The organism is Martelella mediterranea, from assembly GCF_021021415.1.
GTDB classification, from domain to species: Bacteria; Pseudomonadota; Alphaproteobacteria; order Rhizobiales; family Rhizobiaceae; genus Martelella; species Martelella mediterranea_C.
Map to the genome: position 1 here is coordinate 170,127 of NZ_JAINWJ010000008.1, position 25,256 is coordinate 195,382.

The following is a 25,256-nucleotide window of genomic DNA, read 5'->3' on the forward strand; positions in this document are numbered from 1 at the left end:
GGCCAGAATCCACAAGCCGCCCGCCACGCCAAGGCTTCAAAGAAATGTGACCGGAGCATGCTGAACAGCGCCTGAATTAGCGACGCTTGTTGCGCTTCTCGCTCATGACGCCGGCGCCCAGCCGCATGATCGCCTTCCTCAGCGCCTCGGATTCGATGCCTGCGAGTCGGGCTTCCAGATCGCGCGTTTCGGAGGGCGACAGCGTAGGCTTCGGGCGATGATTTCCGCCGAGCGGCTGCACCGGCTTTTGAACCACCCTCACCCGCTCGATCGCCACATAGCCGAAGAAGCCGTTGACCCGGTGGATCAGCTCGTCCTGGGCGTGGGTGAGAAACAGAACCCGCGCACCCTCGCAGGCGATCGTCAGCGTCCCCGGCTTGAAACCGCCATCCTCGTTTGCGCCGCTCCGTTTCGGCCAGGCGATCTTTTCGGGGCGGGAGAACTCGGCATAGGTCTCGCCGGCGATCTCCGGCCAGGCATTGAGAAGGGCGGTGGAAATGCCGGCGCGTTTTGCGAGGATCGGATCGATGAGGCTGTTGGCGACATCGGCAATCTGGCTGGCGCTTCTGGAACGAGTGGGACGCATGGGGCTTTCTCGACACGGAAGATGAAAACGGGCGACGGATATTGCCCGTTTCGGTCTGGCACTGTACGCGATCATAAGAAAAAGCGCAGCACCGGAATTTCATGGATCATTTTTCTCACGACCTGCTTACCTGGTACGACCGCCACCACCGCGACCTGCCCTGGCGGACCGGTCCCGGCGACCGGCTGAAGGGCCAAAGGGCGAACCCCTACCATGTCTGGCTTTCCGAAATCATGCTGCAGCAGACCACGGTTCAGGCGGTAAAGGCCTATTACGAGAAATTCCTCGCCCGCTGGCCGAAGGTTGAAGACCTCGCCGCCGCCGAAACAGACGAGGTCATGGCCGCCTGGGCCGGGCTCGGCTATTACGCCCGCGCCCGCAACTTGAAGAAATGCGCCGAAACCGTCGCGCGCGAGCATGGCGGCGTGTTTCCCGACACGCTCGAAGGGCTGAAGGCGCTGCCCGGCATCGGCGACTACACCGCCGCCGCGATCGCCGCGATCGCCTTCGACCGTCCTGAAACCGTGGTGGACGGCAATGTCGAGCGGGTCGTCACCCGGCTTTTCGCAATCGAGACGCCGCTGCCCGCCGCCAAGCCCGAAATCCGCTCATGGACCGCCAAGCTGACGCCACGCGAACGGCCCGGCGACTTTGCCCAGGCGATGATGGATCTGGGCGCCACGATCTGCACGCCGAAGCGACCGGCCTGCGCGCTCTGTCCGTTTCACGCGCACTGTCTGGCGCTCGCGAACGACGATCCCGAGCGGTTTCCGCTGAAGATGCCGAAAGCCGCCCGACCGGTGCGCCGGGGCGCGGCCTTCGTGGCCGAAACGCCGGATGGCCGCGTGCTGCTGCGCACCCGCCCCGAAGCGGGCCTTCTCGGCGGCATGGCGGAACCACCGACCACCGGCTGGACGGCCCGCCAGGATGGCGAGACCGGCAGCGACGCCGCCCCGTTTGCCGCCGAGTGGAGCCATGCGGGTGAGATCACCCACGTCTTCACCCATTTCGAACTGCGGCTCTCCGTCTGGCACGCGCTGACGCCGGAACGGCCCATCGAGGGCGGACGGTGGGAAAGCGGGCTTGGCGAAAAAGCGCTTCCCAGTGTAATGAAGAAGGCCATTTCCAAGGCCATCCCCGATGCATTCAAACGGAGACCCCATGACCGTTGAAATCCGCCATATCGTCTACGACATCGGCCAGGTTCTGGTGCATTACGACCCGCTGATCCCATTCAAGCGCATCATCCCGGATGAGGAAAAGCGGAACCGGTTCTTCGCGGAGGTCTGCACCAATGCCTGGAACCACGAGCAGGATCGCGGTCGCCCCTGGGCAGAAGCCGAGGCCGAGGCAATTGCCCGCCATCCGGAAGAGGCCGACAATATCCGCGCCTTCCGCGCCAACTGGCCGGAGATGATCCCCTATTGCTATGATGATTCCGTGGCCCTGTTCCGCAAACTCGCCGCCTCCGAACACGACGTCACCCTGCTGACCAATTTTGCGCCCGATACGTTCACGATCTGCCGCGCGCGCTATCCGTTTCTGGAGGAAGGCCGGGGGATCACGGTTTCCGGCGAGATCGGCATGGTCAAGCCCGACCGCGACATCTTCGAGCGCCATGCCGAGACCTTCGGCCTGACGCCGGAGGCAACGCTTTTCATCGATGACAAGGCGGAAAATATCGAGGGCGCCAAAACCGCCGGCTGGCACGGCATCCGTTTCATCGACGCCGCCCAGCTGGAACGCGATCTCGCCAAATACGGCATCACCGTATGAAAGATTTCGGGCCCGGCAGGGACCGGGCCCGAAGGATGCGTCTTATCTGGAGGTCAGGACGCCTTTTGCAGGGTTTGCCTAACAACCGATAAACGATAATGCTAAACAAATTCTATATTTAGTTGCGCTCTCGCTAATACAGGTTGTATTTCGCGAGGCCTCAGATTTCGGCCGTCGCCGCGCGTATCTCGCCGCGCAATCGGTCGATCGGATGGCGCTTTCCGGCCTCCTCGTAATGCCAGTAGGTCCAGCCATTGCAGGCTTCCGCGCCCTGCACCTGAGCGCCCAGCCGGTGGATCGAGCCGGCGGTCTGGCCGCTGACCAGCGTCCCGTCGGCGCGCACCAGCGCCACATGATCGCCCTTGGGCGACGTCAGCCGGTCGCCGGGCGAAAGCAGGCCGCTCTCGATCAGCGAGACGAAGGCGACGCGCGGCAGCGATTTCTTGCTCGGCAGCGGCTTCAGCATGTCCGCCGCAAGCGGATCGATCGCGTCGATACGCGCCTGCGCGGCATCGATATACTCCTGCTCCCGTTCCACGCCGACGAAATGGCGACCGAGCCTCTTGGCGACCGCGCCGGTGGTGCCGGAGCCGAAGAACGGATCGAGCACGACATCGCCGGGCTTCGTGGAGGAAAGGATGATGCGCGACAAGAGCGCCTCCGGCTTCTGGGTCGGATGGACCTTGCGGCCCTCCTCATCCTTCAGCCGTTCGCCGCCCGAGCAGATCGGAAACAGCCAGTCGGAGCGCATCTGCACATCGTCATTGGCCGCCTTCATCGCGTCGTAATTGAAGGTATAGCCCTTGGTTTCCGAATTGGGGCTCGCCCAGATCATGGTCTCATGCGCGTTCTGGAACCGGCGTCCCTTGAAATTCGGCATCGGATTGGTCTTGCGCCAGACAATGTCGTTCAGGATCCAGAATCCGAGATCCTGCATCTTGGCGCCGACGCGGAAGATGTTGTGATAGGAGCCGATCACCCAGATCGTACCGGTCGGCTTCAGCACCCGTTTGCAGGCGAGCAGCCAGGCGCGGGTGAAGGCATCATAGACCTCGAACGAGGCGAACTGGTCCCAGGCGTCGTCGACCGCATCGACCTTCGACTGATCGGGGCGATGGAGCACGCCGCCAAGCTGCAGGTTATACGGCGGATCGGCGAAGATCGCGTCGACCGAGTGATCGGGCAGGTTTTCAAGCGCTGCGACGCAATCGCCCTTGATGATGGTGTCGAGCCACGGCGCGGGACGCGCCGCCTTTGCCTGAAGGGCGGAAACCGGAACCATGTGATACTCGCTTTTTACACGTACTCGAAAACTGGTGACGAAGCGGATTCTCCGCGAGTTTGGTTACCAAAGCCTGAAGCCCGCGCAAAAATGTCGCGGCCTGCTTTTCCCGCATCACAAGTGTATGGACATGCTGTATTCATATTTCAGGTTGTATAGAGGCTGGGATTGAAACCACCGCCGGCACGCGCAGCTTGCGACGGCACTGTGCGCAACAGGAGATACAGATGTACAAGCCCTTCATCACAGGCTTTGCAATCGCAAGCCTTCTTCTCGCCCCGGTCAGCGGCCTTGCCGCCGACGAACCCAATGATACTGCCGCCATCGCCGAGCAGGCCACCGTCTACGGCCTGCCGATGTTGGACCTCTACAAGCTGATGTACGATCAGGCGATCGATACGGACGGTTCGCAGTTCAAGGCCCCGCTCAACACGCTGCACAATGAATCCAACGTGTTCACCCCGGCCGACACCTCGATCGTCACGCCCAACAGCGACACGCCCTATTCCGAGCTGTGGATGGATCTGCGCGCGGAGCCGCTGGTGCTGTGCGTGCCGGTGGTCGACAAGGACCGGTATTACTCGGTGATGCTGACATCGCTCTACACCTTCAATTTCGGCTATATCGGCTCGCGCGCCACCGGCAACGACGCCGCCTGTTACGCCGTTGCCGGTCCCGACTGGAAGGGCGACGCGCCGAAGGGGATCGCCAAGGTGTTCCAGTCGGAAACCGAATTCGCGACCGCGCTTTATCGCACGCAGCTCTTCAACCCGGCCGATATCGACAATGTCCGCAAGGTTCAGGCCGGTTACACGGTCGAGCCGCTTTCCGCCTTCCTCGGCGAGCCGACGCCCACACCGGCGCCCGCCATCGACTGGCCGGCAATCGATGACAAGACGGCGAAGGAAAATCCCCTCGGCTATCTCGCCTTCCTGCTTCAGTTCGCGCCGGCGATCGGTCCGGCGGTCGTGGAACAGCCGCTGCGCGAAAAATTCGCCAGCATCGGGCTGGAAGCCGGCAAGCCCTTCCCCCCGGCCGGTGCCAGCGACGCCGAACTTGCGGCGATCAAGCAGGGCGTGAAGGCCGCCCGCGCCGATATCGCCAACGCGATCAAATCCATGGGCAAGATCGAAAACGGCTGGAGCGTGAGCACCGGCATTCAGGGCAACCGCGATGGCTATAACGGCAATTGGGGCCTGCGCGCCGCCGTCGCCGTCGCGGGCCTTCTTGCTAATGATACCGCCGAGGCGGTCTATCCGATCACCAATATCGACATCGACCACAACAGACTGGACGGCTCGAAATCGGATTACACGATCACCTTCAAACCCGGCGAACTGCCGCCCGCCAACGCCTTCTGGTCAGTCACCATGTATGACGGCAAGACCCAGCATCTCGTGCCCAACCCGATCGACCGCTACCTCATCAACGCGCCGATGCTGCCCGAACTGACCAAGAACGCCGATGGCTCGCTGACCCTCTACCTCCAGAAGGACGCCCCGACGGATCCCGCGAAAAAGGCCAACTGGCTACCCTCGCCCGACGGGCCGTTTTATGTCGCAATGCGCATCTACTGGCCGAAACAGGCGGTGCTCGACGGCGACTGGCAGCCGCCCGGGATCGTGCCCCATGCCATCGCCAGCAAGGGTTGACGGAACGTGTAGATCACCTTCGAGCGGCCGGCGTTATCGTCAAGAGCCGCACGAGGATTGCAGGCTTCCCACGCGCGCTCCGGCCGCCGGGCGACCCGACCGGAGCCCATCATAACTTTTGGATATGGGTTAGATCACCACACAACCACTGGACATGCCTGGCGGTATCGTTTTGTTTGGCCGGCGACACATCATGCCGACCAGGAAGAAAATCGCCTCCTCCATGCAAAAAACAAAGAACCGAGCAATAATCACCCGCAGGACATTGATGCTGGGCGCGATCCCGCTGACGCTATCCCTTTCGGCCTGCGTTTCGACAAAGCCCGTCGTGGACAACAAGCCAGATGAGGAGACGCCCGAAGCCCGAGCCTTAACCGCACGCGGCCCCGAACGCGACCTGCAATATGCGGCGGTGACCGACGGTGGCCACGAAATCCCCGCGGTGCCCTATTGGCAGATGGACCCGAAACTGCTCCGTCAACGCGTCGAGAACCCCACCGGCGAGCCGCCCGGCACCGTCGTCGTCGATACGCCCTCGCGGTTTCTCTATCTTGTCGAAGACGATGGCAGCGCCATGCGCTATGGCGTCGGTATCGGCCGAGCCGGATTTTCCTGGGAAGGCGAAGGCGTGATCCACTGGAGGCAGCACTGGCCGCGCTGGAAGCCGCCGCGTGACATGATCGAGAGGGACCCGGCGCTCGAAATCTATTCGGTTGCCAATGGAGGCATGGCGCCGGGAATCATGAATCCTTTGGGCGCGCGGGCGCTTTACATCTTTCAAAATGGCCAAGATACGCTTTACCGACTGCACGGCTCGCCGGAATGGTCCTCCATCGGCAACGCGGTATCCTCCGGCTGCGTCCGCTTGCTGAACCAGGACGTTATCGACCTCTACGACCGCGTGCCCTACCACGCCCGGATCGTCGTCCGCCAACAGCCGGTCGCCGTGTAGCACCGTTCAGGCACTTGGCCGTCGCCATCAGGTCGACGCGACGATCTCGGCCGCCGGAGCCCGCCGCGCATAGGGCGCGTCGGAAGCGCAGGTCGGCTCCGCGCTTATCCCGGGGATGCCGCGCAGTCTTGTGATCGCGAAATCGGTAAAGGCCCGCACGACGGGCCGCATGAACTTCGTGGAGGGATAGGTGAAGGATGCCGCGATCGGCTTTAGCGCGTAATTCGGCAATACCCGCACGAGGCGTCCGTCGCGAATCTCGTCGATGATCTGATTGGTCTGAATTGTGCCGATTCCACGCCCCGAAAGCAGACTCTTCAAAAGAACCTGCGCACTGTTGGTCGTCAGCAAAGGCGTAACATTGACATTCACCGTTTCGCTCGCGTCACCGACAAGCTGAAGTTCGTTACGTTTCTCAAGAACGTTCTTGGTGGCAACCAATGCGACGTCGCAAAGCTGTTCCGGCGCGTCGACAGACGGGTTAGCATCCAGAAACTCCGGAGATGCCACAAGGATGCGCTGAAGCCAGCCAATGCGCCGCGCAATGACATCCTGACCTTCGATCCTGCCAAAGCGAATGGCGATGTCGAAATTCTCGTGAATGAGATCGACCTGCCTGTTTTCCAGCAGAAGCTCGACATTGGTTTTCGGGTGTGCATCGAGAAAGTCCATGACGATGCCATGAACATGCTTCTCTCCAATGCAGACCGGCGCGTGAATCCGCAAGGCCCCCTCCACCGCGCCACCGTCCAGCCTGACGCCTTCGAGCGCCGCATCGATCGAGGCCAGGGCATGCCGGCAGGATTCGTAGAGTTCGGCGCCCTGGGCCGTCACCCGGACGTTTTTTGGAGACCGCTCAAGAAGGCGCGCGTTCAGGCGGGTCTCAAGGTTTCTGATATGTTTTGTCACCGCAGGCTGGGAGATGCCCAGATCGCGGGCGGCGGCGGTGATCGACCCCCGCTCGACGGTGCGAACGAAGGCCTTGAGAGCTGCATTGATGTCCATCTATAACACTCTGTTATGAGACCAGAGAGATCATAACGGATAGGGCATTGTTAGACAAATGCTTCGAGAGAACCGTTGTGCGCCCATCAGTAACCTTCTCCTGATGGCCAAAAGCTGCGGCCGTTTCCTTGGGGCAAAAGAGCGCAATATCCCGGAAAGTCTCTCAACCCGCGGACTTTCGGTTTTGTCCCTCCCGGCTCATCGCCAGCAGAGCCAGTCCGAACACCGGCAGCAGGATATCGGTCCAGAACACGACGCCGGCATTGCCGGGCGCGAAATTGTGGGAGCGCACCATATCGATCACGTGGCCGACCGCCGCGCCCCAGAGGAAGCAGGTGGGGCCGACGATCGCGGCGATCCTCAGGCCGCGATTGCCGGCAAAGGCCATGAACCCGACCACGGCGAAGCCGAGGCTTGCATAGCCGACCTCCGCCTGAAACGGGCTATCCGCCCAACCGATGAACGAGGCCGTCATCTTGCCGAAGAAGACATGCATGACGAAGTTGTAGAACAGCGAGACCCCGATCGAGAAAAACAGGAACCAGGCGAGCAAGGCCTCGACCACGGCGCCTTGCGGACGCTGCGGTCGCTGCGCGGCAAGCGCGATCGCCGCGGCGACCAGGCCACAGATGAAGCAGGTCAATGTGAAGTTCGAAAGCGCAAAGGTGATCGCAGCGGCCATCCGGCCCTCCCTCTCTCCGCCGCCCAGCGCGGCGCCGGCCCATATGATAGCGTCAGGCGGGGATTCTGGAAATCGGCTTTCGCCGCCCCGGGAACATAAACGAGGGCGCTTCGTTGGACGTGAAAGAGCCGTTTCCATATCTCTGTGACGGACACGGCCCAAACGCCTGCAGGATTGGAGGGAAGGAATGGCCGAGACCGCGAAAACCGCCAGACTTTACCGGATGGTGATGCCCGATCACATCTGCCCCTATGGCCTGAAATCCAAGGACATGCTGGAACGGCACGGCTATGAAGTCGAAGATCATCATCTGAAGACCCGCGAGGAGACCGACGCCTTCCAGCGCGAACATGATGTCGAGACAACGCCGCAGACCTTTATCGATGGTGAGCGGGTCGGCGGCTATGACGAACTCAGGGTGTTTCTCGGCGTTGATCCGCCGGAGGAAGAGCAGTCCGACACCAGCTATCGCCCGGTGATCGCGATCTTTTCGGTCGCGGCCCTGCTGGCGCTGGGGCTTGCCCTTCACCAGTACGGCACCGTGCTGACATGGCAGAGCGTAATCTGGTTCATCTCGCTTTCGATGACGATCCTCGCGATCCAGAAACTGCAGGATGTGGAGCAGTTCTCGATCATGTTCCTGAACTATGATCTGCTCGCGAGACGCTTTGTGCCCTATGGCAAGGTCTACCCCTATGGCGAGGCTCTTGCGGGCATATTGATGACCGCCGGCCTGTTGCCCTGGCTCTCCGCGCCAGTGGCGCTATTTATCGGCACGGTGGGCGCGGTCAGCGTGTTCAAGGCTGTCTATATCGACAAGCGCGAGCTGAAATGCGCCTGCGTCGGCGGCAATTCCTCCGTTCCACTGGGCTTCATCTCGCTGACCGAGAACCTGATGATGATCCTGATGGGCCTCTGGATGGGCGGCCGATTCCTTCTGGGCGTTTGACAGCCGGAAGCCGCCGCTACGCCCAGAACCCCGGCACCGTCTCCTCAAGCCGCGGCCCGAGCCTGAGCGGCGCGATCTTTTCCGCCAGTCCCGTGCGATCCGAAATCTCGATGCCCAGGCCGCAGATGGTGGCCGGGCCGGTGGCGGCCTCGAAGCGGGATTTGTTCATCTTCGATATGAAGCGGTTGAGCGGCTCTTCCTTGTCCATGCCGAGCGAGGAATCGTAATCGCCGCACATGCCGGCATCCGACATGAAGCCGGTGCCGCCGTTCAGGATCTGGCAATCGGCGGTCGGAACATGGGTGTGGGTGCCAACGACGAGGCTGGCGCGGCCATCGACGAAATGGCCGAAGGCCTGTTTCTCGCTTGTCGCCTCGGCATGGAAATCGAACACGATCGCATCGGCCTCGCTTTTCAGCGGGCAGGCTTCCAGAATGGTCTCGGCGGCCTTGAAGGGATCGTCCAGTTCCGGATGCATGAATACGCGGCCCATGATGTTGGCGACAAGAACCCGCGCGCCGTTCCTGGCGTAATAGAGCGAGGAGCCGCGACCGGGCGTGCCTGCCGGATAATTGGCGGGGCGCAGAAACTGCTCGTGCCGGTCGGCGAAGATGATGGCGTCCTTCTGGTCCCAGACATGGTTACCAGTGGTCACCACATCGGCGCCGGCATCGATCGTGTCTTGGAAGATCGTCTCGGTGATGCCGAAGCCGCCGGCGGCATTCTCGCCATTGACGATCACGAAATCGAGCTTCAGATCGCTGATAAGGCCGGGCAGACGTTCCCACACCGCCGTGCGCCCCGTCTTGCCGACCATATCCCCCAGAAAAAGCAAACGCATGAAATTCCATCCTGCCGCGCGCGCCGCGCATTGGTTTTGCGGCCGGTTTAGAGCCGTTGAGGCGGTCATGGCAATGATTTTGTGCCGCGAGAGGGAACGCGGCGGCTCAGAGACCTTCCGGCGGATCGCCGAACCAGACAAGCCCGGTCTCGGTGATCACGCCGTCGAGCGGCATGTCGTGGGCTTCGGCGGGCACTGCCGGCGCTTCCTGAAGATCGAAGGCGACGGCGATCAAAAGCGGCTTGCGGCCCTTGGCGGCGAGCCGTTCGATCGCGCGGTCATAATGGCCGGCGCCATAGCCGATGCGGTTGCCCTGCCGGTCGAACACGGAAAGCGGCATCAGCAGAATATCCGGATCGACGATCTCCGCCGCCTCCCCCGGCGCCATCGTGCCGAAGCCACCCGGCACCAGCGTCCCGGCCGCACTGTGGGCGCGGAAGACGATGGTCTCGCGGTCGAGCACCGCCGGCAGCGCAAGCCGCGCGCCGGCATCCTCCAGCATGTGGGCGAGCAGCGCGACATCGACTTCGGAACGGATCGGGTGGTAGGCGGCAACGCACTTGCCGGCGGCAAACCGCGAGAGCGCCTCGGCGCCATGGGTGGCGATCGCCAGGCTTTTCTCCTGCCGCTCGTCAACGGACAGCGCATCGCGCCGTTTCAGGCTTGCGCTGCGCAGTTCGGATTTTGTGGGAAGAGCCAAGAGAATTACCCCCCGGTGAGAAGTGCGGTCCACGGCGACCGATGGAATCGGTTGGATCCTGGGCGCCTACAGAAGTAGGTGGGCGCCATATAACCCAGCCCACGGGCCGGGTCAGGGACAGCTCCCTTAGGATCGAGTAAGGCCCCGGGGATTCGTTGATTCCTGTCGAGAAGCGCAGACCGTAACCCTTATATAGAGTGTCACATCGTCCGCTGGAAGGGGGAAGCATAGCGATATTTTCGTCCGCAACCGCAGCGGTCGGCACATCGAAATCCAAGCGCCTATTTCGACACGCCGGAGACTTTGCGCGACAGCGTCGTGATCCGCTCCGCGAGGCTCTCCAGCCTGTCGGCCAGCGCATCGGCCTCGGCCGCCCGGTTTTCGTCGGCAGAGCCTGCGGCGCGGCGCAATTCAGCAAGCTCCGCTGCGTTGGCGTCCACCGCCATCTGCAAGTCGTGAAGCTCGTCCATGATCATGATCCCGGCCATCACGGTGAGGCGCAGGTCGCCGATCTCGCCGAAATTGCCGCGCAGATTGGAGATGTAGGCATCGAAGCGGGCGGCGAGGTCCAGCAGGTGATCCTCCTGGCCCTCCTCGCAGGCCATGCGGTAGGCCTTGCCATCGATATTGACCGTGACTTGCGCCATTCTGCCCGTCCCTATTTCTCGTGGGCGAGAACGGAGCGTATGGTCTCCATCGCCGCCACCAGCCGACCGGACACCTCGCGGTTGACTTCCTCAAGCCGGTTTGCGCGAAACTGCGCCTGGTCGAGTTCGCGCGCGAGACCCGCCCGGTCCTCATGCACGATCCGCACCTCGTTTTCGAGCTCCTCGCGGTTCTGGAGGTTTTCGGCGCGGGCGTCGATCGCATTCTCGAGTGTCGAGAATGCCTTTTCGAGCGCTGCCAGCGCGGCGTCCAACCGGTCAGTGTTTGCGACCATTCTTTACAACCCCACCCCGTGCAGGAATTTGACCCGGCATCTTCGGCAAACCGTCGCGGCGTCGAAAGCGAATCGCCAAGATGCTCTAATTTTCATCATGATCTTAGGGAGAGTTAACAGCCGAGGTCAACGCAGCCTGATAGTTGTCAATAGGAAACATGGTTCGCTGCCCCCGGCATTCGCAAATATCCCGCCGCGCGCCCGCGCCGCAAGCTGCAGCCATAATCCCGCAAAGCCCGCAAACTTGCCGATTTAAGCGGTGGCAGGCCCGTATTAAATGGTGTAGGGTCGCGGCGTTTCCGGGCAAGGGGGCGCCTGAGGACGGCTGCCTGATTGGCCGGAGGACCATAATAGTTTTCGCGGCAGCATTGCCGTCCGGCGATTTCGCCGGTAATCCGTCGACCAGTGTCACTCCCGAAGACCGATGTCATTCCCACAGACTCAAGAAAAGCGAAGAAGAACATGACTTCTCTTGATAAACATAACCGGATGGCCAACGCGATCCGCTTCCTTTCCATGGATGCCGTGCAGAAGGCCAATTCCGGCCATCCTGGCCTGCCGATGGGCGCGGCCGATGTCGCCACGGTGCTGTTCACCCGCTTCATGCGCTTCGACCCCAAGAACCCCGACTGGCCGAACCGCGACCGCTTCGTGCTGTCGGCCGGCCATGGCTCGATGCTGCTCTACTCGCTGCTCTATCTCCTCGGCTACGAGGACATGACGATCGAGGACATCAAGAATTTCCGCCAGCTCGGCTCCAAGACCGCCGGCCACCCGGAATACGGCCACGCCTCCGGCATCGAGACCACCACCGGTCCGCTCGGCCAGGGCATTGCCAATGCGCTCGGCATGGCGATCGCCGAACGCAAGCTCGCCAATGAATTCGGCGACGAGCTGATGGACCATTACACCTATGCGCTGTGCGGCGATGGCTGCCTGATGGAAGGCATCAGCCAGGAGGCGATTTCGCTCGCCGGCCACCTGAAGCTGAACAAGTTCGTGCTGTTCTGGGACAACAACTCGATCACCATCGACGGCGCGGTTTCGCTGGCCGATTCGACCGACCAGATCGCCCGCTTCAAGGCCTGCAACTGGCACACGATCGATATCGACGGCCATAATCCCGATGAGATCGCGGCCGCGATCGAGGAAGCCCACAAGTCCGACAAGCCGACCCTGATCGCCTGCAAGACCACGATCGGCTACGGCGCGCCCAAGAAGGCCGGCACCAACAAGGCCCACGGCTCGCCGCTCGGCGACGAGGAAATCGCCGAAACCCGCAAGGCGCTCGGCTGGGATGCCCCGCCCTTCGAGGTTCCGGAAGAAATCCTCGACGCCTGGCGCGTCGCCGGTTTGCGCTCCACCAAGACCCGCGTCGCGTGGGAAAAGAAGCTCGATGCCGCCAAGGCCGATGTGAAGGCCGAGTTCACCCGCCGCTTCGCCGGCGACCTGCCGGGCTCGTTCGACCGTGCGATCCAGAAATACAAGAAAGAGCTTGCCGAGGAAAAGCCGACGCTCGCCTCGCGCAAATCCTCGCAGAACGCGCTCGAAGTCATCAACGGCGTGGTGCCGGAAACCATCGGCGGCTCGGCCGACCTGACCGGTTCAAACAACACCAATACCAGCCAGACCGCGCCGATCAAACCGGACGACTTCTCCGGCCGGTTCATGCATTGGGGCATCCGCGAACACGCCATGGCGGCTGCCATGAACGGCATCGCGCTCCATGGCGGGTTGATCCCCTATTCCGGCGGCTTCCTGATCTTCTCCGACTATTGCCGCACCTCGGTGCGTCTGGCGGCGCTGATGGGCATCCGCGTCATCCATGTCTGGACGCATGATTCGATTGGCGTTGGCGAAGACGGCCCGACCCATGAGCCGGTTGAGCAGATGGCCTCGCTGCGCGCCGTGCCGAACCTTCTGATGTTCCGCCCGGCCGATGCCACGGAAACCGCCGAATGCTGGCAGCTCGCGCTTGAAAGCAAGCACGCCCCCTCCGGCATCGCGCTCACCCGCCAGAACCTGCCGGCGGTGCGTACCCATTATTCCGAGAAGAACCTGTGCGCGACCGGCGCCTATGATCTGATCCCGGCCAATGACGCCGAGGTCACGATCTTCGCCGCCGGCTCCGAAGTCGGGCTCGCTGTCGAGGCGCAGAAGAAGCTGAGCGACAAGGGCATCGCCACCCGCGTCGTTTCCGTGCCGTGCATGGAACTGTTCTTCGATCAGCCGGAAGATTACCAGAAGGCGATCATCGGCAATTCGCCGATCAAGGTCGGCGTCGAGGCCGGCATCCGCATGGGCTGGGACGCGTTCATCGGCACCGACGGCATCTTCATCGGCATGACCGGCTACGGCGCATCGGGCAAGGGCGAGGCCCTGTTCGAGCATTTCGGCATCACCGCCGATGCCGTGGTCAAGGCCGTGGAAAAGAAGCGCGCCTGATTTGACGAAACGCAAGCCGCCTGGCTCCAAAGCCGGGCGGCGCGCCGGAAATTGCCGTAAACCAAAGTTGTTTGCTGAAATTCCGGTCGTAACTGTTTATATCGGGGCCGAGGCCTCGCAAGACCGTTTTCTCCGCTGCCCTCCCCGGAAGCTTCCAGAGATGTGCGGCCTTGGGACTTTGTGAAACTATTCGCGAATAGGGAGTTTCTTACATGACTGTAAAAGTTGCCATCAATGGCTTTGGCCGCATCGGCCGCAACATTCTGCGCGCCATCATCGAGTCCGGCCGCAAGGATATCGAGGTCGTCGCCATCAACGATCTCGGCCCGGTCGAAACCAACGCCCACCTTTTGAAATACGACTCCGTGCATGGCCGCTTCCCGCATGAGGTCAAGGTGGATGGCGACACGATCGACGCCGGTCTCGGCCCGATGCGCGTCACCGCGATCCGCGACCCGAAGGATCTCCCCTGGAGTGATGTCGACATCGCGCTGGAATGCACCGGCATCTTCACGGCCAAGGAAAAGGCGGAGATGCTGCTGGCAAGCGGCGCAAAGCGCGTTCTGGTCTCCGCGCCGTCTGCCGGCGCCGACAAGACCATCGTCTTCGGCGTGAACCACGACACGCTCACCAAGGACGACATCATCGTCTCCAACGGTTCGTGCACCACCAACTGCCTCGCGCCCGTCGCCTATGTGCTGCATGAGAAGTTCGGTATCGAGCGTGGCTACATGACCACGATCCACTCCTACACCGGCGACCAGCCGACGCTGGACACGATGCACAAGGACCTCTACCGCGCCCGCGCCGCCGCCCTCTCCATGATCCCGACCTCGACGGGCGCAGCCAAGGCGATCGGCCTCGTCGTGCCGGAACTGAAGGGCAAGCTCGACGGTTCCTCGATCCGCGTTCCGACCCCGAACGTCTCGGTCGTCGACCTGAAGTTCGTACCGAGCCGCGACGTGACCGAGGAAGAAGTCAACGCCGCCATCAAGGAAGCCGCCGAAGGCAAGCTGAAGGGCGTTCTGGAATACAGCGAAGAGCCGCTGGTCTCCCGCGACTTCAACCACGACCCGGCCTCGTCGATCTTCTCCGCCAAGCAGACCAAGGTCCTGGAAGGCAAGCTCGTGCGCGTCCTGTCGTGGTACGACAATGAATGGGGCTTCTCCAACCGCATGGGCGACGTCGCCGTCGCCATGGGCAAGCTGCTGTAAGCTTCGCGAAGCCAGTTTGAATGCGATTGAGGCCGGGTTCGTCCCGGCCTCTTTCGTTTGGGCATTCTCGAAGCGCAACGACACCTCAGCGGGCTTCCGAGCAGCGCTCTTCGTGTGGCCCGGATGCTCGTGTCAAGCACGAGCATGACACGAGGTGGGGCGAGGTCATTTGCAACGACGGCTTTTCGAAGCATGACGACGGCTGCTTTTCAACACCGTCTCCCCCTCTCGGGGTCACCCTCGGGCTTGACCCGAGGGTCCAGGCAGCACTCTCTGCGCAGCCGTAAGAGCAAGCCCCTCACGCGAACAACAGAACGAGCACGCCGCAGACCACCAGTCCGCAGCCCAGCAATTCCACGCGGGTGATCTTTTCCCTGAAGAACAGCACCGAGGTGGCGATGGTGAACAGCATCTCGACCTGCGCCACCGCCTTTACGATCGAGGCCTGCTGCAACGTCATCGCGATGAACCAGCCGAAGGACGCGGTCGCGCCGACGAAGCCGACGGCAAGAGCGGGACGCCATGCGCGGATAACCTTGCCAAGCTCCGCGCGGTCGAAGGCGAGCATGTAGGCGATCATCGCGACCGCCTGGATCACGATCACCACCAGCAGCGTGAACGCCGCCTGCATGATGCTGTCCGGCTGCGGCAGTGTGGGCGCCAGCGCCAGCGAGGCGGCGCGGTAGGATACCGCCGACAACCCGAACAAGGTGCCAGACGCGATGCCGATCAGCGCCGTCCGGGTCATCAGCCCAGCCACCAGTGCATGAAGGCTGACGGCGCTGCGCGACAGCGAAATCAGCATGACGCCGGCAATCGAGATCAGGATCGCGATCACCGCGACCGGCGAGATCGTCGCGCCGAAGAACAGGAAGGCGAGGATGGCGGCCTGGGCCGGCTCGGTGCGCGAATAGGCCGTGCCGACCGCGAAATTGCGGAAGGAAAACAGGTAGACGAGCAGGAAAGTCGCCGCGATCTGGCCGGCCGCGCCGATCACCGACCAGAACAGAAAGTCGCCGGTGACGGACGGTATCGGCCGGTCGAGACCATAGGCGAGAATGGCGAAATAGAGCGCGGCGAACGGCACCCCGAACCCGAAACGGGTAAAGGTGGCGCCAAGCGTCGCCATGCGCCCCTTCAGATATTTCTGAAGCGAGGAACGCAGATTTTGCAGGAAGGCGGCCGCGAATGTGATGCCGATCCAGATTTCCATGGGAATTGACCTTGAAGAGGATGAGAAGGGGTAATCTCTGACGGTCGAAGCCGCCGCTCAGCCCTTCAAAGTCGCCCGTTCACCGTCTTGCAGAAATCGGCAAAGAACCGCACCGGCAGGCGCTTGCGGTCCTGCAGGATGATCGGGTTTTGGCGAATGGATCTGAACATGGATCCTGTTTATCACGCCGCTCCCGACCGCGCCAGTTGCCGCAAATCGCAAATCCCGTTCCCTTCCCGCCCGCACTCTGCCATAAGGCAGGCATGACAAAACCGATGACGCACCCCAAGAAAACCGATTTCGACACCGTCCGCGACTGGGTCTTCGATCTCGACAACACGCTCTACCCGCATCACGTCAACCTGTTCTCGCAGGTCGACCGCAACATGACGGACTATGTCGCCCGGCTGCTCTCGCTGCCGCATGACGAGGCGCGGGTGCTGCAGAAGCAGTATTACCGCGACCACGGCACCACGCTGCAGGGGCTAATGATCAACCACCAGATCGACCCGAACGACTTTCTCGAAAAGGCGCACGAGATCGACTACACTGTGATCGAGCCCAATCCGGTTCTGGGCGAGGCGATCAAGGCGCTGCCGGGCCGCAAGTTCATCTTCACCAACGGCTCCGTGCCGCATGCCGAGAAGACTGCCGCCGCACTCGGCATCCGCGATCATTTCGACGACATCTTCGATATCGTCGCCGCCGGCTTCATTCCGAAACCGGATGCTGCCGCCTATCGCAAATTCCTCGACCGCTCCGGCGTCGACACCAGTCATGCGGCGATGTTCGAGGACCTGCCGCGCAATCTGCGGGAGCCGAAAGCGCTCGGCATGCGCACCGTGCTGATCGTGCCGCCCAATCTGGAATACGGCTTTGCGGAGGCCTTCGAGCAACTCGGCGACGAGACCGGCCACATTGATTATGTGACGGAAAACCTGACGGGCTTCGTGACAAGTCTACTATGATGAACAGAGTATAAATTACCGATTATTCAGGCTACCTTTCCGTAAATTAAGTCGTCTTTCAGCAGGCGCTCACCTACTCTTTCCTCGTAGCCCCCAACACGAGGAAGAAGTCATGAATCGCAAGCAGTTCACCGTCTCCGCCCTTGCCGCGACGCTGGCGCTCGGCGCTGCCGCAACACCGAGCCTTGCCCGCGACATGCGCGGCCCCGCTCCCGAGCGCGGCTTCATCTATCTGCTGAAGACCTCCGACGCCAACAAGGACGGCAAGATCACCGAGGACGAGGTCGTGGCCTTCCAAGACGGCCGGTTCGAAGAAATCGACGTCAATGGCGACGGCGTGATCACGCCCGGCGAGTTTGCCGATTTCCGCAAGGCCGAGCGGCAGGCCTTCCGCGACGCCAATCCGCGCCCGCAGGGCAAAATGGCGGCGACGGACGCGGCGCCCGCAAAGCCCAGTCCAGGCGGCAAGATGGCGGCCCAGAACGGCGGTCCGGATGGCATGCCCGGCCCCGACGGCAAGCCCGGCCGCAAGATGGCAAACAATGAAGCCGGCCCCAAGGGCATGAACGAGAATGCCCCGCGGCGCATGGCCATGAACGGCGACGGCCCGCAGCACCGCATGGATGGGCGCGACAGAGATGGCAAGAATTGGGACGGCAAGAAATGGGGCGGACGCCCCGGCAATGTCGAGCGCATCTTCTTCGTGCGCGCCGATACCGACCGCAGCGGCCAGGTGAGCCAGGAAGAGTTCGCCCAGCTCGCCGCCAAGATGTTCTCCCGCATGGACCGCAATGGCGACATGGTGATCACGGTCGAGGATCTGCCGGACCGCCGTCCGATGCGCTGATCGGCGGCTTACAGACCTCCACCGGAATGCCCCCGCCCCTGCGGGGGCATTTTCGTTTGGCATGACGGCGGCTTGTCCGGGAAGAACGGTCGGCAAAGATTGACGCGGTGGCTGCCCTCGCTTAGATCGGTTCAGACCAAGGCTTATCTTTGCGCCCATCGGCGCGACCGGCACAGGATACCAGCATGACCGATCTCACATCCCTCGAGAAAACCATCGACAACGCCTTCGAAAACCGCGGCGAAATTTCGGTTTCGACCAAAGGCGAGGTGCGCGATGCCGTGGAGGAGGCGCTGAACCTGCTCGACAGCGGCGAGGCCCGTGTTGCCGAAAGGCAGGAACACGGCGCCTGGAAGGTCAATCAGTGGCTGAAGAAGGCGGTGCTGCTGTCGTTCCGCCTGAACGACATGGAAGTGGTCAAGGGCGGCCCCGACAACGCGACATGGTGGGACAAGGTGCCCTCCAAGTTCGAGGGCTGGGGCGATAACCAGTTCCGCGCGGCCGGCTTCCGCGCCGTGCCCAACGCGGTCGTGCGCCGCTCGGCCTATATCGCGCCCGGCGTCGTGCTGATGCCCTCCTTCGTCAATCTCGGCGCCCGTGTCGATGAAGGCACGATGGTCGACACCTGGGCCACGGTCGGCTCCTGCGCCCAGATCGGCAAGAATGTGCATCTGTCCGGCGGCGTCGGCATTGGCGGCGTGCTGGAACCGATGCAGGCCGGCCCCACCATCATCGAGGACAATTGCTTCATCGGCGCGCGCTCCGAAGTGGTCGAGGGCTGCATCGTGCGCGAAGGCTCGGTGCTCGGCATGGGCGTCTATATTGGCCAGTCGACCAAGATCGTCGACCGCGCCACCGGCGAAATCAGCTATGGCGAAATCCCGCCCTATTCGGTCGTCGTCGCCGGCACGCTGCCGGCCGCAAAGCCGATGGGCAACGGCGCGCCCGGCCCCGGCCTCTATTGCGCGGTGATCGTCAAGCGCGTTGACGAGAAGACCCGCTCCAAAACCGGCATCAACGAGCTTCTGCGCGACTGAGGACTGGCAATCGCAGCAGGAATATCCAGATAGAGATGATGAGCGTCACCGATCCCGTCGAGAACCTGCAAGCCCTGATCCGCTGCCCCTCCGTGACCCCGGAGGAAGGCGGCGCGCTGACGGCGCTTGAGGCGATGCTTGCCCCGCTCGGCTTTGCCGTCGAGCGGATGACGGCGAGCGGGGACGGCACGCCGGACGTGGAAAATCTCTATGCCCGGCTCGGCGCGGACGGCCCGCATCTGATGTTTGCGGGCCATACCGATGTGGTTCCGCCCGGCGACGCGGCCTCGTGGAGCCATCCGCCCTTTGCCGCCGAGATCGAGAACGGGCTTCTCTACGGTCGCGGCGCCGTCGACATGAAGGGCGGCATTGCCTGTTTCGTGGCCGCGCTCGCCCGCTTCATCGGCGATAACGGAAAGCCCACGGGCTCCGTGTCGCTGCTGATCACCGGCGATGAGGAAGGCCCGGGCATGAACGGCACGGACAAGCTGCTGCAATGGGCCAAGGCCCGCGGCGAGCGCTGGGACGCGGCCCTTGTGGGTGAACCGACCAATCCGGATGCGCTCGGCGACATGATCAAGGTCGGTCGTAGAGGCTCGCTGACCGGCCGGTTGACGGTGACCGGCGTTCAGGGCCATGTCGCCTATCCGCACCTTGCAGACAACCCGCTGCGGACCATGGCCGGCGCGCTCGATGCGCTGATGGGCAAGCCGCTGGATGAAGGCACGGATCTGTTTCCGCCGACCAATCTGGAAGTGACCTCGGTCGATACCGGCAACTCGGCGACCAATGTGATCCCGGAGAAGGCAACGGCAACCTTCAACATCCGTTTCAACGATCTCTGGACCGAGGAAACGCTGAAAGCCGAACTCCTCGACCGGATCGGACGCGCGGCGCGCACCGGCGGAAAGAACACCACCCGGTTTACGGTCGAATGGCTCGGCCGCGTCAGCCCGGTGTTTCTCACCCGCGACGAACAGCTTGCCGGCAGCCTGTCCGAAGCGATCGCGGCGGTCACCGGCAGAACGCCGCAGCTTTCCACCACCGGCGGCACGTCCGATGCGCGCTTCATCAAGGATTACTGCCCGGTTGTCGAGTTCGGTCTTGTCGGCCAGACCATGCACAAGGTGGATGAGCGGGTGGCGGTCGCCGACCTCGAAAAGCTCACCGAAATCTACCGGCATTTCATAGGGAGGTGGTTCGCGCTTGCCGCTGCTTGCTGAGGTCCTTTTCTACCTGCGCGGACTTTGGCTGTTGTTCAAGGCCGATCCGGCCCATGCGCGCTATCTCGATTTTACCGTACGGGGCGTGGCGCGCTCGTTCTGGGCGCTCGCCTATTGCCTTCCGCTGATGGTGGCGAGCGAGCTGGTGAGCCTTACCCGTCTGGTACAGCCCCCGATCGACCTCACGCTCGTCGCCCTTCTGCGCACCACTCTGATCCAGGGCCTGAGCTGGATGGCGCCGCTGGTCGTGCTCGGCGTCGTCTGCATGGTCTCCGGCCTGCCGCGCGCCTTTCTCAAGATCATCGTCGCCACGAACTGGCTGAGCCTGCCAATCAACATCTTCGCGGCACTCGCGATCTTCCTGATCGCGACCGGGCTGCAGCCGCTGGCGACCATCGTGCTGATCGTGTTCCAGACCGTGCTGCTCGGCGCTTTCCTGTTCGAAATCCGGATCGTCTACATGCTGATGGATGAAAAAGTGCTGCCGACCGCCGCGGCGATCATCGCCTCGGCGATCACCGCGCTGCTGGTCACCGATATCGGCACGCGCTATATCGTGGGTGGGTGAGAGCGCCCTTACTTGACAGGCGCAGCCGCTCACGCAAAGATTGTATGCATCGGGGGATATGTCATGACCAGAAAAGCGCTGGCGCTCGCCGTTCTGCTGGGGCTCGTCGCCTGCCAGACGGGGCCGGTTTCGATTTTGTACAAGGAAGGCTCGACCCGCGCAGAGCGGCAGGAAGCCTATGACCAGTGCTTCATCGCCGCGCTCAAGGATGTTCCGCAGAACATGGTGACCGAGGTGACCGGCGGCTACAGCTATCCAGGCGTTGTGAGCTGCGACACCAACGGCGACACCACCATATGCGGCGAAGTGGGCGGCTACACCACGCCGGTGGAAAGCTACAGCTACGACACCAACGAAAAACTGCGCAAGCGCCTGATCAACCGCTGCCTGGAGGCGAAGGGCTTTTCCGGCGTCGAGATACCCTATTGCAAGACCAAGGAAGAGCGCGCCGCCTATCAGATGCAGGTCGCCCAGCCGCCGCTCGGCGAGCTCACCTGCGTCACCGGCCAGACCGTTTCAACACAGTAGAGCTGCGTCGCCGCGCGTTCCGGCGTCAGGCGCCGGTCTGGAGCGCGCGCTTCTCGGCCGCCTCGATCCGCTCGGAATAGCGTTCCGTGAGGTATGCGCTCTGCCCGCGCAGCAGAAGGGTGAACTTGACCAGTTCCTCCATGACATCGACGACGCGCCGATAATAGGGTGACGGCTTCATCCGTCCGCTCTCGTCGAATTCGTTGTAGGCCTTGGCAACGGAGGATTGATTGGGGATCGTGAACATCCGCATCCACCGGCCGAGAATACGCATCTGATTGACGGTGTTGAAGCTCTGCGATCCGCCGCAGACCTGCATCAGCGCCAGCGTGCGCCCCTGTGTCGGTCGCACGCCGCCCGCGGAAAGCGGCAGCCAGTCGATCTGGGTTTTCATGACCGAACTCATCGCGCCATGCCGTTCGGGCGAGCACCAGACATGCGCCTCGGACCAGATCGAAGCGGACCGCAGTTCCTGCACCTTCGGATGATTCTCATCGGTGCTGCCGACCAGCGGCAGGCCATGCGGATCGAAAATCCGGACCTCCGCGCCGAATGCCGCAAGCAAACGCGCCGCCTCCTCGGTCAAAAGCCGGGAATAGGAGCGTTCGCGCAGCGAACCGTACAGCATCAGCACCCTTGGCGGATGCGAGATCCGGTTGCCGGAAAACAGGCGTTCGGGATCGACAGGGCGGAAGGCCGTTTCATCCAGCGCAGGCATCGACCCCGCGTCCGGCGCGTTCAATTTTCACCCCGCGGCAAAACAGCTTCGCCGTCTTCCTTGGTGAAGGTGCCGATTGCCGGGTTGGGCAGGATTTCAAGCACGGTCTCCGACGGGCGGCACAGCTTTACGCCCTTTTCCGTCACCACGATCGGGCGATTGATCAGGATCGGATGCGCCATCATGGCGCCGAGCAGTTCGGCATCGGACAGCGCCGGATCATCGAGGCCGAGTTCGTCATAGGGCGTGCCCTTGCGGCGCAGCAGTTCGCGCACCGGAATTGCCATCGCCGCGATCAATTCCTGAAGCTTTTCGCGCGTTGGCGGGGTCTTCAGATACTCGATGATCTCCGGCTCCTCGCCGGATTGCCGGATCATCGCCAGAACATTGCGCGACGTTCCGCAGGCGGGATTGTGGTAGATGGTGACGGGCATCGGAACCTCAAACATATCCATAAAGCTGGAAATGTAGATATATTGGAAGAACGAAGGACGCAAGCCCCGGCCGGATGTCGTTCAATCGCCGGGATAGTCCACCTGCATGAAATAAAGCCCTTCGGGCGGGGCCACCGGCCCGCAAGCCTTGCGGTCGCGCGCTTCCAGCGCCGCGCGCACATTCTCCACCGACATCTTGCCCTCGCCGGCAAGCTTCAGCGTGCCCGCGAAGGAGCGGATCTGGTTGTGCAGAAAGCTCTGCGCCGTGGCGCGGATCTCGATGATTTCGCCGTCGCGCGTTACATCGAGCCGGTCGAGCGTGCGCACCGGCGACTTCGCCTGGCACTGAACCGAGCGGAAGGTGGTGAAATCGTGCCGGCCGACAAGCACCTGTGCGGCCGCGTGCATCGCCGCGTGATCGAGCGGTTTCGGCACCCACCAGCCACGCTTCCACTCCAGAGCCGGATGGGCGCGACGGTTGATGATGCGGTAGAGATAATGCCGCCGAAGTGCGGAAAACCGGGCATCGAAATCGGGTTCAGCCTCGACCACATCGACCACCGAAATACCGTCGCCGGCGAGTCTCAGATGCGCATTGACCGCATTCAGAATCGTGAACGGGCTCCAGGGTTTGGCGAGATCGAGATGCACCACCTGGCCGCGGGCATGGACGCCGGAATCCGTCCGCCCCGCCCCGCGGATGGAAATGGTCTCGCCTGAGAACCCGGCTATCGCTTCCTCCAGCGCGCTCTGCACCGAGCGGCCCTCGGCCTGGCGCTGCCAGCCGACAAAGGCCGTGCCGTCATATTCGACCTTCAGGCGATAACGCGGCATCAGGCAAGCACCGTTGCCGGGGCAAGCGGCGTGCCGCGCAGGAAATCCTCGGCCGAAAGCGGTTTGCCGCCGGCCTTCTGCAGCCGGAGGAGCCGCACCGCGCCATTCCCGCAGGCAATCGTCAGGCCCGTCCCGCCAAGTACCGTGCCGGGCGCCCCCTCGCCTTCGCCGAGCGCGCTTTCATGCACCTTGACCCGCTCCAGCCGCTTGCCCGCCGGCACCTCCATCCAGGCGCCCGGAAACGGCGCGAGCCCCCGGATATGATTATGCACCTCGGCGGCCGGCCGGCTGAAATCGATCCGGGTCTCGCCCTTGTCGATCTTCCTCGCGTAGGTGACCCCGTCTTCAGCCTGCGGCGTCAGCGTCAGGTCGCCGGCCTCAAGCTTCGCCATCGCCTCCGCCATCAGCCGCGCGCCGTCATGCATCAGCCGGTCGTGAAGCGCGCCCGCCGTCATGTCAGGGCCGATCGCGACCCGTTTGGTCAGCGCCACAGGCCCGGTATCGAGCCCCTTTTCCATCTTCATGATCATCATGCCGGTCTCGCTGTCGCCGGCCATGATCGCGCGCTGGATGGGTGCCGCGCCCCGCCAGCGGGGCAGCAGCGAAGCATGGCCATTATAGGCGCCAAGCCGCGTCCCGTTCAGGATCGCTTCCGGCAGCAGCAGACCATAGGCGACCACCACCGCGACATCAGCATCAAGCGCGGCGAAGGCGGCGCGATCCTCGTTAGCGCGAAAATTCTCCGGCGTGCGCACCGGCAGGCCGAGCAGTTCGGCCGCCTGATGCAGCGGTGACTTGACCTCCGTCAGCCCGCGCCGGCCGGCCGCCCGCGGCGGCTGGGTATAGACGCAGGCAATCTCATGACCCGCCTCCTTCAACGCCCTGAGGGTGGGAACGGAGAATTCGGGTGTACCCATAAAAATGATTCTGAGGGTCATGATTACTCCTTCCGGCCCACGCAATGCGGCAACCGCGAAACCGCGGCAACCGGATAGATAGAACGCGACCGCCGCGCTGCCAAAGACAAATCTGCCGCACCTGGAAATACACCGAACCGCAACGGCCTCCCGGCGGACCGAAACGACGGGCTTCGATGTCGCAAGCCGGCCTTCAAGGGTTCGCCAATCAGGGGTTCGCCAATCAACGGAAGCGCGGGCCCGCTCTCACCATGCCGTTTCGAGGCGTTTTCGCAGGCATGCCGCCTCGATGCGGCGCGCCCTAAAGCTTGTGCTTGGCCGCCTTGGTGAACTTCTTGATCACCCGATCGCGCTTCAGGCGCGACAGATAATCGATGAAAAGTGCGCCGTCGAGATGGTCGATCTCATGCTGCAGGCAGGTGGCGAGCAGACCGTCGGCCTCGATCTCCTGTTCCTTCCCGGCAAGGTCGGTATAACGCACCCGCACGTTCGCCGGACGTTCCACCTCGGCATAAAACTCCGGTATCGACAGGCAGCCCTCCTCATAGACCGAGCGCTCGTCGGAAGTGTGTAGCACGGTGGGGTTGATCACCACCATGGGCTGCTTTTCGCCCTCATCCCTGTTGGCGACATCGAGCACCAGCATGCGTCGCGGCACGCCGACCTGGATCGCGGCAAGGCCTATGCCCGGAGCCTCATACATGGTCTCCAGCATATCGTCGGCAAATTTCTTCAGGTCGTCGTCTATGCGCTCGACCGGTTTCGAGACCGTGCGCAGCAGAGGGTCCGGCAAAATAATCAGTGGCATCGTGGTCATGCCCTCCCCATAGCGCAAGTTCGCGCCGGGGGAAATATTTTCATACGTTCTGCCTCAAACCTCCCTTCCCATTATTTCCGTAAATCAATTTGTTCACGTTTTGATCTTTATTTCAAGAAGAATCTGCG

27 protein-coding genes and 1 other RNA gene are annotated in these 25,256 nt (G+C 62.7%); 13 read left to right on the top strand and 15 right to left on the bottom strand.

Annotated elements, in window-relative coordinates:
* Positions 1 to 76: 76 nt before the first annotated feature.
* Positions 77 to 586, bottom strand: coding sequence for a DUF721 domain-containing protein (locus K7H91_RS06405; protein ID WP_230719367.1), 510 nt, complete (start codon positions 584 to 586; stop codon positions 77 to 79).
* 101 nt (positions 587 to 687) lie between these two features.
* Here K7H91_RS06405 and mutY point away from each other — a divergent pair, with 101 nt between their 5' ends.
* Together mutY and K7H91_RS06415 are read left to right on the top strand one after the other, a co-directional pair.
* Positions 688 to 1,758: an A/G-specific adenine glycosylase gene (gene mutY, locus K7H91_RS06410; RefSeq protein ID WP_230719368.1), complete on the top strand. Its 1,071-nt coding sequence runs from the start codon at positions 688 to 690 to the stop codon at positions 1,756 to 1,758.
* Positions 1,748 to 2,362, top strand: coding sequence for an HAD family hydrolase (locus K7H91_RS06415; protein ID WP_230719369.1), 615 nt, complete (start codon positions 1,748 to 1,750; stop codon positions 2,360 to 2,362). Before mutY ends, K7H91_RS06415 begins: the two co-directional genes overlap by 11 nt.
* A 160-nt stretch (positions 2,363 to 2,522) precedes the next feature.
* Here the strand turns inward: K7H91_RS06415 and K7H91_RS06420 are convergent, their stop codons facing one another.
* Positions 2,523 to 3,644, bottom strand: a complete 1,122-nt coding sequence (locus tag K7H91_RS06420) for a site-specific DNA-methyltransferase (RefSeq protein ID WP_230719370.1) — start codon at positions 3,642 to 3,644, stop codon at positions 2,523 to 2,525.
* A 227-nt stretch (positions 3,645 to 3,871) separates the two neighbouring features.
* Between K7H91_RS06420 and K7H91_RS06425 the strand changes: the two genes are divergently transcribed.
* Both K7H91_RS06425 and K7H91_RS06430 read left to right on the top strand, forming a co-directional pair.
* Positions 3,872 to 5,296 carry a DUF1254 domain-containing protein gene (locus tag K7H91_RS06425; RefSeq protein ID WP_230719371.1) on the top strand — a complete coding sequence of 475 codons (1,425 nt, stop codon included), beginning with the start codon at positions 3,872 to 3,874 and terminating at the stop codon, positions 5,294 to 5,296.
* A 268-nt stretch (positions 5,297 to 5,564) separates the two neighbouring features.
* Complete coding sequence (locus K7H91_RS06430) at positions 5,565 to 6,248, top strand: L,D-transpeptidase (protein ID WP_419197447.1); 684 nt, start codon at positions 5,565 to 5,567, stop codon at positions 6,246 to 6,248.
* A 27-nt stretch (positions 6,249 to 6,275) separates the two neighbouring features.
* Here K7H91_RS06430 and K7H91_RS06435 read toward each other — a convergent pair whose 3' ends face one another.
* A complete protein-coding gene (locus K7H91_RS06435) occupies positions 6,276 to 7,253 on the bottom strand; it encodes a LysR family transcriptional regulator (protein WP_230719373.1) in 978 nt (325 codons plus the stop codon).
* Positions 7,254 to 7,416: 163 nt separating this feature from the next.
* Positions 7,417 to 7,935, bottom strand: a complete 519-nt coding sequence (locus K7H91_RS06440; RefSeq protein WP_230719374.1) for a DUF6790 family protein — start codon at positions 7,933 to 7,935, stop codon at positions 7,417 to 7,419.
* Positions 7,936 to 8,122: 187 nt separating this feature from the next.
* Here K7H91_RS06440 and K7H91_RS06445 point away from each other — a divergent pair, with 187 nt between their 5' ends.
* Positions 8,123 to 8,884, top strand: a complete 762-nt coding sequence (locus K7H91_RS06445) for a glutaredoxin family protein (RefSeq protein WP_230719375.1) — start codon at positions 8,123 to 8,125, stop codon at positions 8,882 to 8,884.
* A gap of 16 nt (positions 8,885 to 8,900) precedes the next feature.
* On the opposite strand, the gene K7H91_RS06450 is transcribed toward K7H91_RS06445, so the two are convergent.
* The 5 genes from K7H91_RS06450 to K7H91_RS06470 all read right to left on the bottom strand — a co-directional run bounded on the left by K7H91_RS06450 (position 8,901) and on the right by K7H91_RS06470 (position 11,365).
* Complete coding sequence (locus K7H91_RS06450) at positions 8,901 to 9,725, bottom strand: TIGR00282 family metallophosphoesterase (RefSeq protein ID WP_230719376.1); 825 nt, start codon at positions 9,723 to 9,725, stop codon at positions 8,901 to 8,903.
* 106 nt (positions 9,726 to 9,831) lie between these two features.
* On the bottom strand, positions 9,832 to 10,425 hold the full coding sequence (locus tag K7H91_RS06455; RefSeq protein WP_230719377.1) for a 5-formyltetrahydrofolate cyclo-ligase: 594 nt from the start codon (positions 10,423 to 10,425) through the stop codon (positions 9,832 to 9,834).
* Positions 10,426 to 10,447: 22 nt separating this feature from the next.
* A non-coding RNA gene (gene ssrS / locus K7H91_RS06460) (6S RNA) lies at positions 10,448 to 10,609 on the bottom strand.
* 97 nt (positions 10,610 to 10,706) lie between these two features.
* A complete protein-coding gene (locus K7H91_RS06465) occupies positions 10,707 to 11,072 on the bottom strand; it encodes a cell division protein ZapA (protein ID WP_230719378.1) in 366 nt (121 codons plus the stop codon).
* 11 nt (positions 11,073 to 11,083) lie between these two features.
* Positions 11,084 to 11,365 carry a DUF4164 domain-containing protein gene (locus tag K7H91_RS06470; RefSeq protein ID WP_230719379.1) on the bottom strand — a complete coding sequence of 94 codons (282 nt, stop codon included), beginning with the start codon at positions 11,363 to 11,365 and terminating at the stop codon, positions 11,084 to 11,086.
* A gap of 462 nt (positions 11,366 to 11,827) precedes the next feature.
* Here K7H91_RS06470 and tkt point away from each other — a divergent pair, with 462 nt between their 5' ends.
* Together tkt and gap are read left to right on the top strand one after the other, a co-directional pair.
* Complete coding sequence (gene tkt / locus K7H91_RS06475) at positions 11,828 to 13,810, top strand: transketolase (protein ID WP_230719380.1); 1,983 nt, start codon at positions 11,828 to 11,830, stop codon at positions 13,808 to 13,810.
* 212 nt (positions 13,811 to 14,022) lie between these two features.
* Positions 14,023 to 15,024, top strand: coding sequence for a type I glyceraldehyde-3-phosphate dehydrogenase (gene gap / locus K7H91_RS06480; protein ID WP_230719381.1), 1,002 nt, complete (start codon positions 14,023 to 14,025; stop codon positions 15,022 to 15,024).
* 298 nt (positions 15,025 to 15,322) lie between these two features.
* On the opposite strand, the gene K7H91_RS06485 is transcribed toward gap, so the two are convergent.
* Positions 15,323 to 16,237, bottom strand: a complete 915-nt coding sequence (locus K7H91_RS06485; protein ID WP_230719382.1) for an EamA family transporter — start codon at positions 16,235 to 16,237, stop codon at positions 15,323 to 15,325.
* 275 nt (positions 16,238 to 16,512) lie between these two features.
* On the opposite strand from K7H91_RS06485, the gene K7H91_RS06490 reads away from it, so the two are divergent.
* The 6 genes from K7H91_RS06490 (at position 16,513) to K7H91_RS06515 (ending at position 21,408) form a co-directional block, all read left to right on the top strand.
* A complete protein-coding gene (locus K7H91_RS06490; protein WP_230719383.1) occupies positions 16,513 to 17,205 on the top strand; it encodes a pyrimidine 5'-nucleotidase in 693 nt (230 codons plus the stop codon).
* 112 nt (positions 17,206 to 17,317) lie between these two features.
* Positions 17,318 to 18,052 carry an EF-hand domain-containing protein gene (locus K7H91_RS06495; RefSeq protein WP_230719384.1) on the top strand — a complete coding sequence of 245 codons (735 nt, stop codon included), beginning with the start codon at positions 17,318 to 17,320 and terminating at the stop codon, positions 18,050 to 18,052.
* A gap of 185 nt (positions 18,053 to 18,237) precedes the next feature.
* On the top strand, positions 18,238 to 19,089 hold the full coding sequence (dapD, locus tag K7H91_RS06500; RefSeq protein ID WP_230719385.1) for a 2,3,4,5-tetrahydropyridine-2,6-dicarboxylate N-succinyltransferase: 852 nt from the start codon (positions 18,238 to 18,240) through the stop codon (positions 19,087 to 19,089).
* Positions 19,090 to 19,127: 38 nt separating this feature from the next.
* Positions 19,128 to 20,312, top strand: coding sequence for a succinyl-diaminopimelate desuccinylase (gene dapE / locus K7H91_RS06505; protein ID WP_230719441.1), 1,185 nt, complete (start codon positions 19,128 to 19,130; stop codon positions 20,310 to 20,312).
* Positions 20,296 to 20,880 (top strand): hypothetical protein, encoded by a 585-nt coding sequence (locus K7H91_RS06510; protein ID WP_230719386.1) that lies wholly within the window; start codon positions 20,296 to 20,298, stop codon positions 20,878 to 20,880. Before dapE ends, K7H91_RS06510 begins: the two co-directional genes overlap by 17 nt.
* Positions 20,881 to 20,943: 63 nt before the next feature.
* Positions 20,944 to 21,408, top strand: coding sequence for a hypothetical protein (locus K7H91_RS06515; protein WP_230719387.1), 465 nt, complete (start codon positions 20,944 to 20,946; stop codon positions 21,406 to 21,408).
* 25 nt (positions 21,409 to 21,433) lie between these two features.
* Here K7H91_RS06515 and arsH read toward each other — a convergent pair whose 3' ends face one another.
* The 5 genes from arsH to def all read right to left on the bottom strand — a co-directional run bounded on the left by arsH (position 21,434) and on the right by def (position 25,128).
* Complete coding sequence (gene arsH / locus K7H91_RS06520) at positions 21,434 to 22,126, bottom strand: arsenical resistance protein ArsH (protein WP_230719388.1); 693 nt, start codon at positions 22,124 to 22,126, stop codon at positions 21,434 to 21,436.
* Between the two features lie 20 nt (positions 22,127 to 22,146).
* Complete coding sequence (arsC, locus tag K7H91_RS06525; RefSeq protein WP_230719389.1) at positions 22,147 to 22,560, bottom strand: arsenate reductase (glutaredoxin); 414 nt, start codon at positions 22,558 to 22,560, stop codon at positions 22,147 to 22,149.
* Positions 22,561 to 22,641: 81 nt separating this feature from the next.
* Positions 22,642 to 23,394, bottom strand: coding sequence for a tRNA pseudouridine(38-40) synthase TruA (gene truA / locus K7H91_RS06530; RefSeq protein ID WP_230719390.1), 753 nt, complete (start codon positions 23,392 to 23,394; stop codon positions 22,642 to 22,644).
* Positions 23,394 to 24,332 (bottom strand): methionyl-tRNA formyltransferase, encoded by a 939-nt coding sequence (gene fmt / locus K7H91_RS06535; RefSeq protein WP_230719391.1) that lies wholly within the window; start codon positions 24,330 to 24,332, stop codon positions 23,394 to 23,396. The genes truA and fmt overlap by 1 nt, the downstream gene beginning before the upstream one ends.
* A 280-nt stretch (positions 24,333 to 24,612) precedes the next feature.
* Positions 24,613 to 25,128 (bottom strand): peptide deformylase, encoded by a 516-nt coding sequence (def, locus tag K7H91_RS06540; protein WP_230719392.1) that lies wholly within the window; start codon positions 25,126 to 25,128, stop codon positions 24,613 to 24,615.
* Between the last annotated feature and the right edge of the window lie 128 nt (positions 25,129 to 25,256).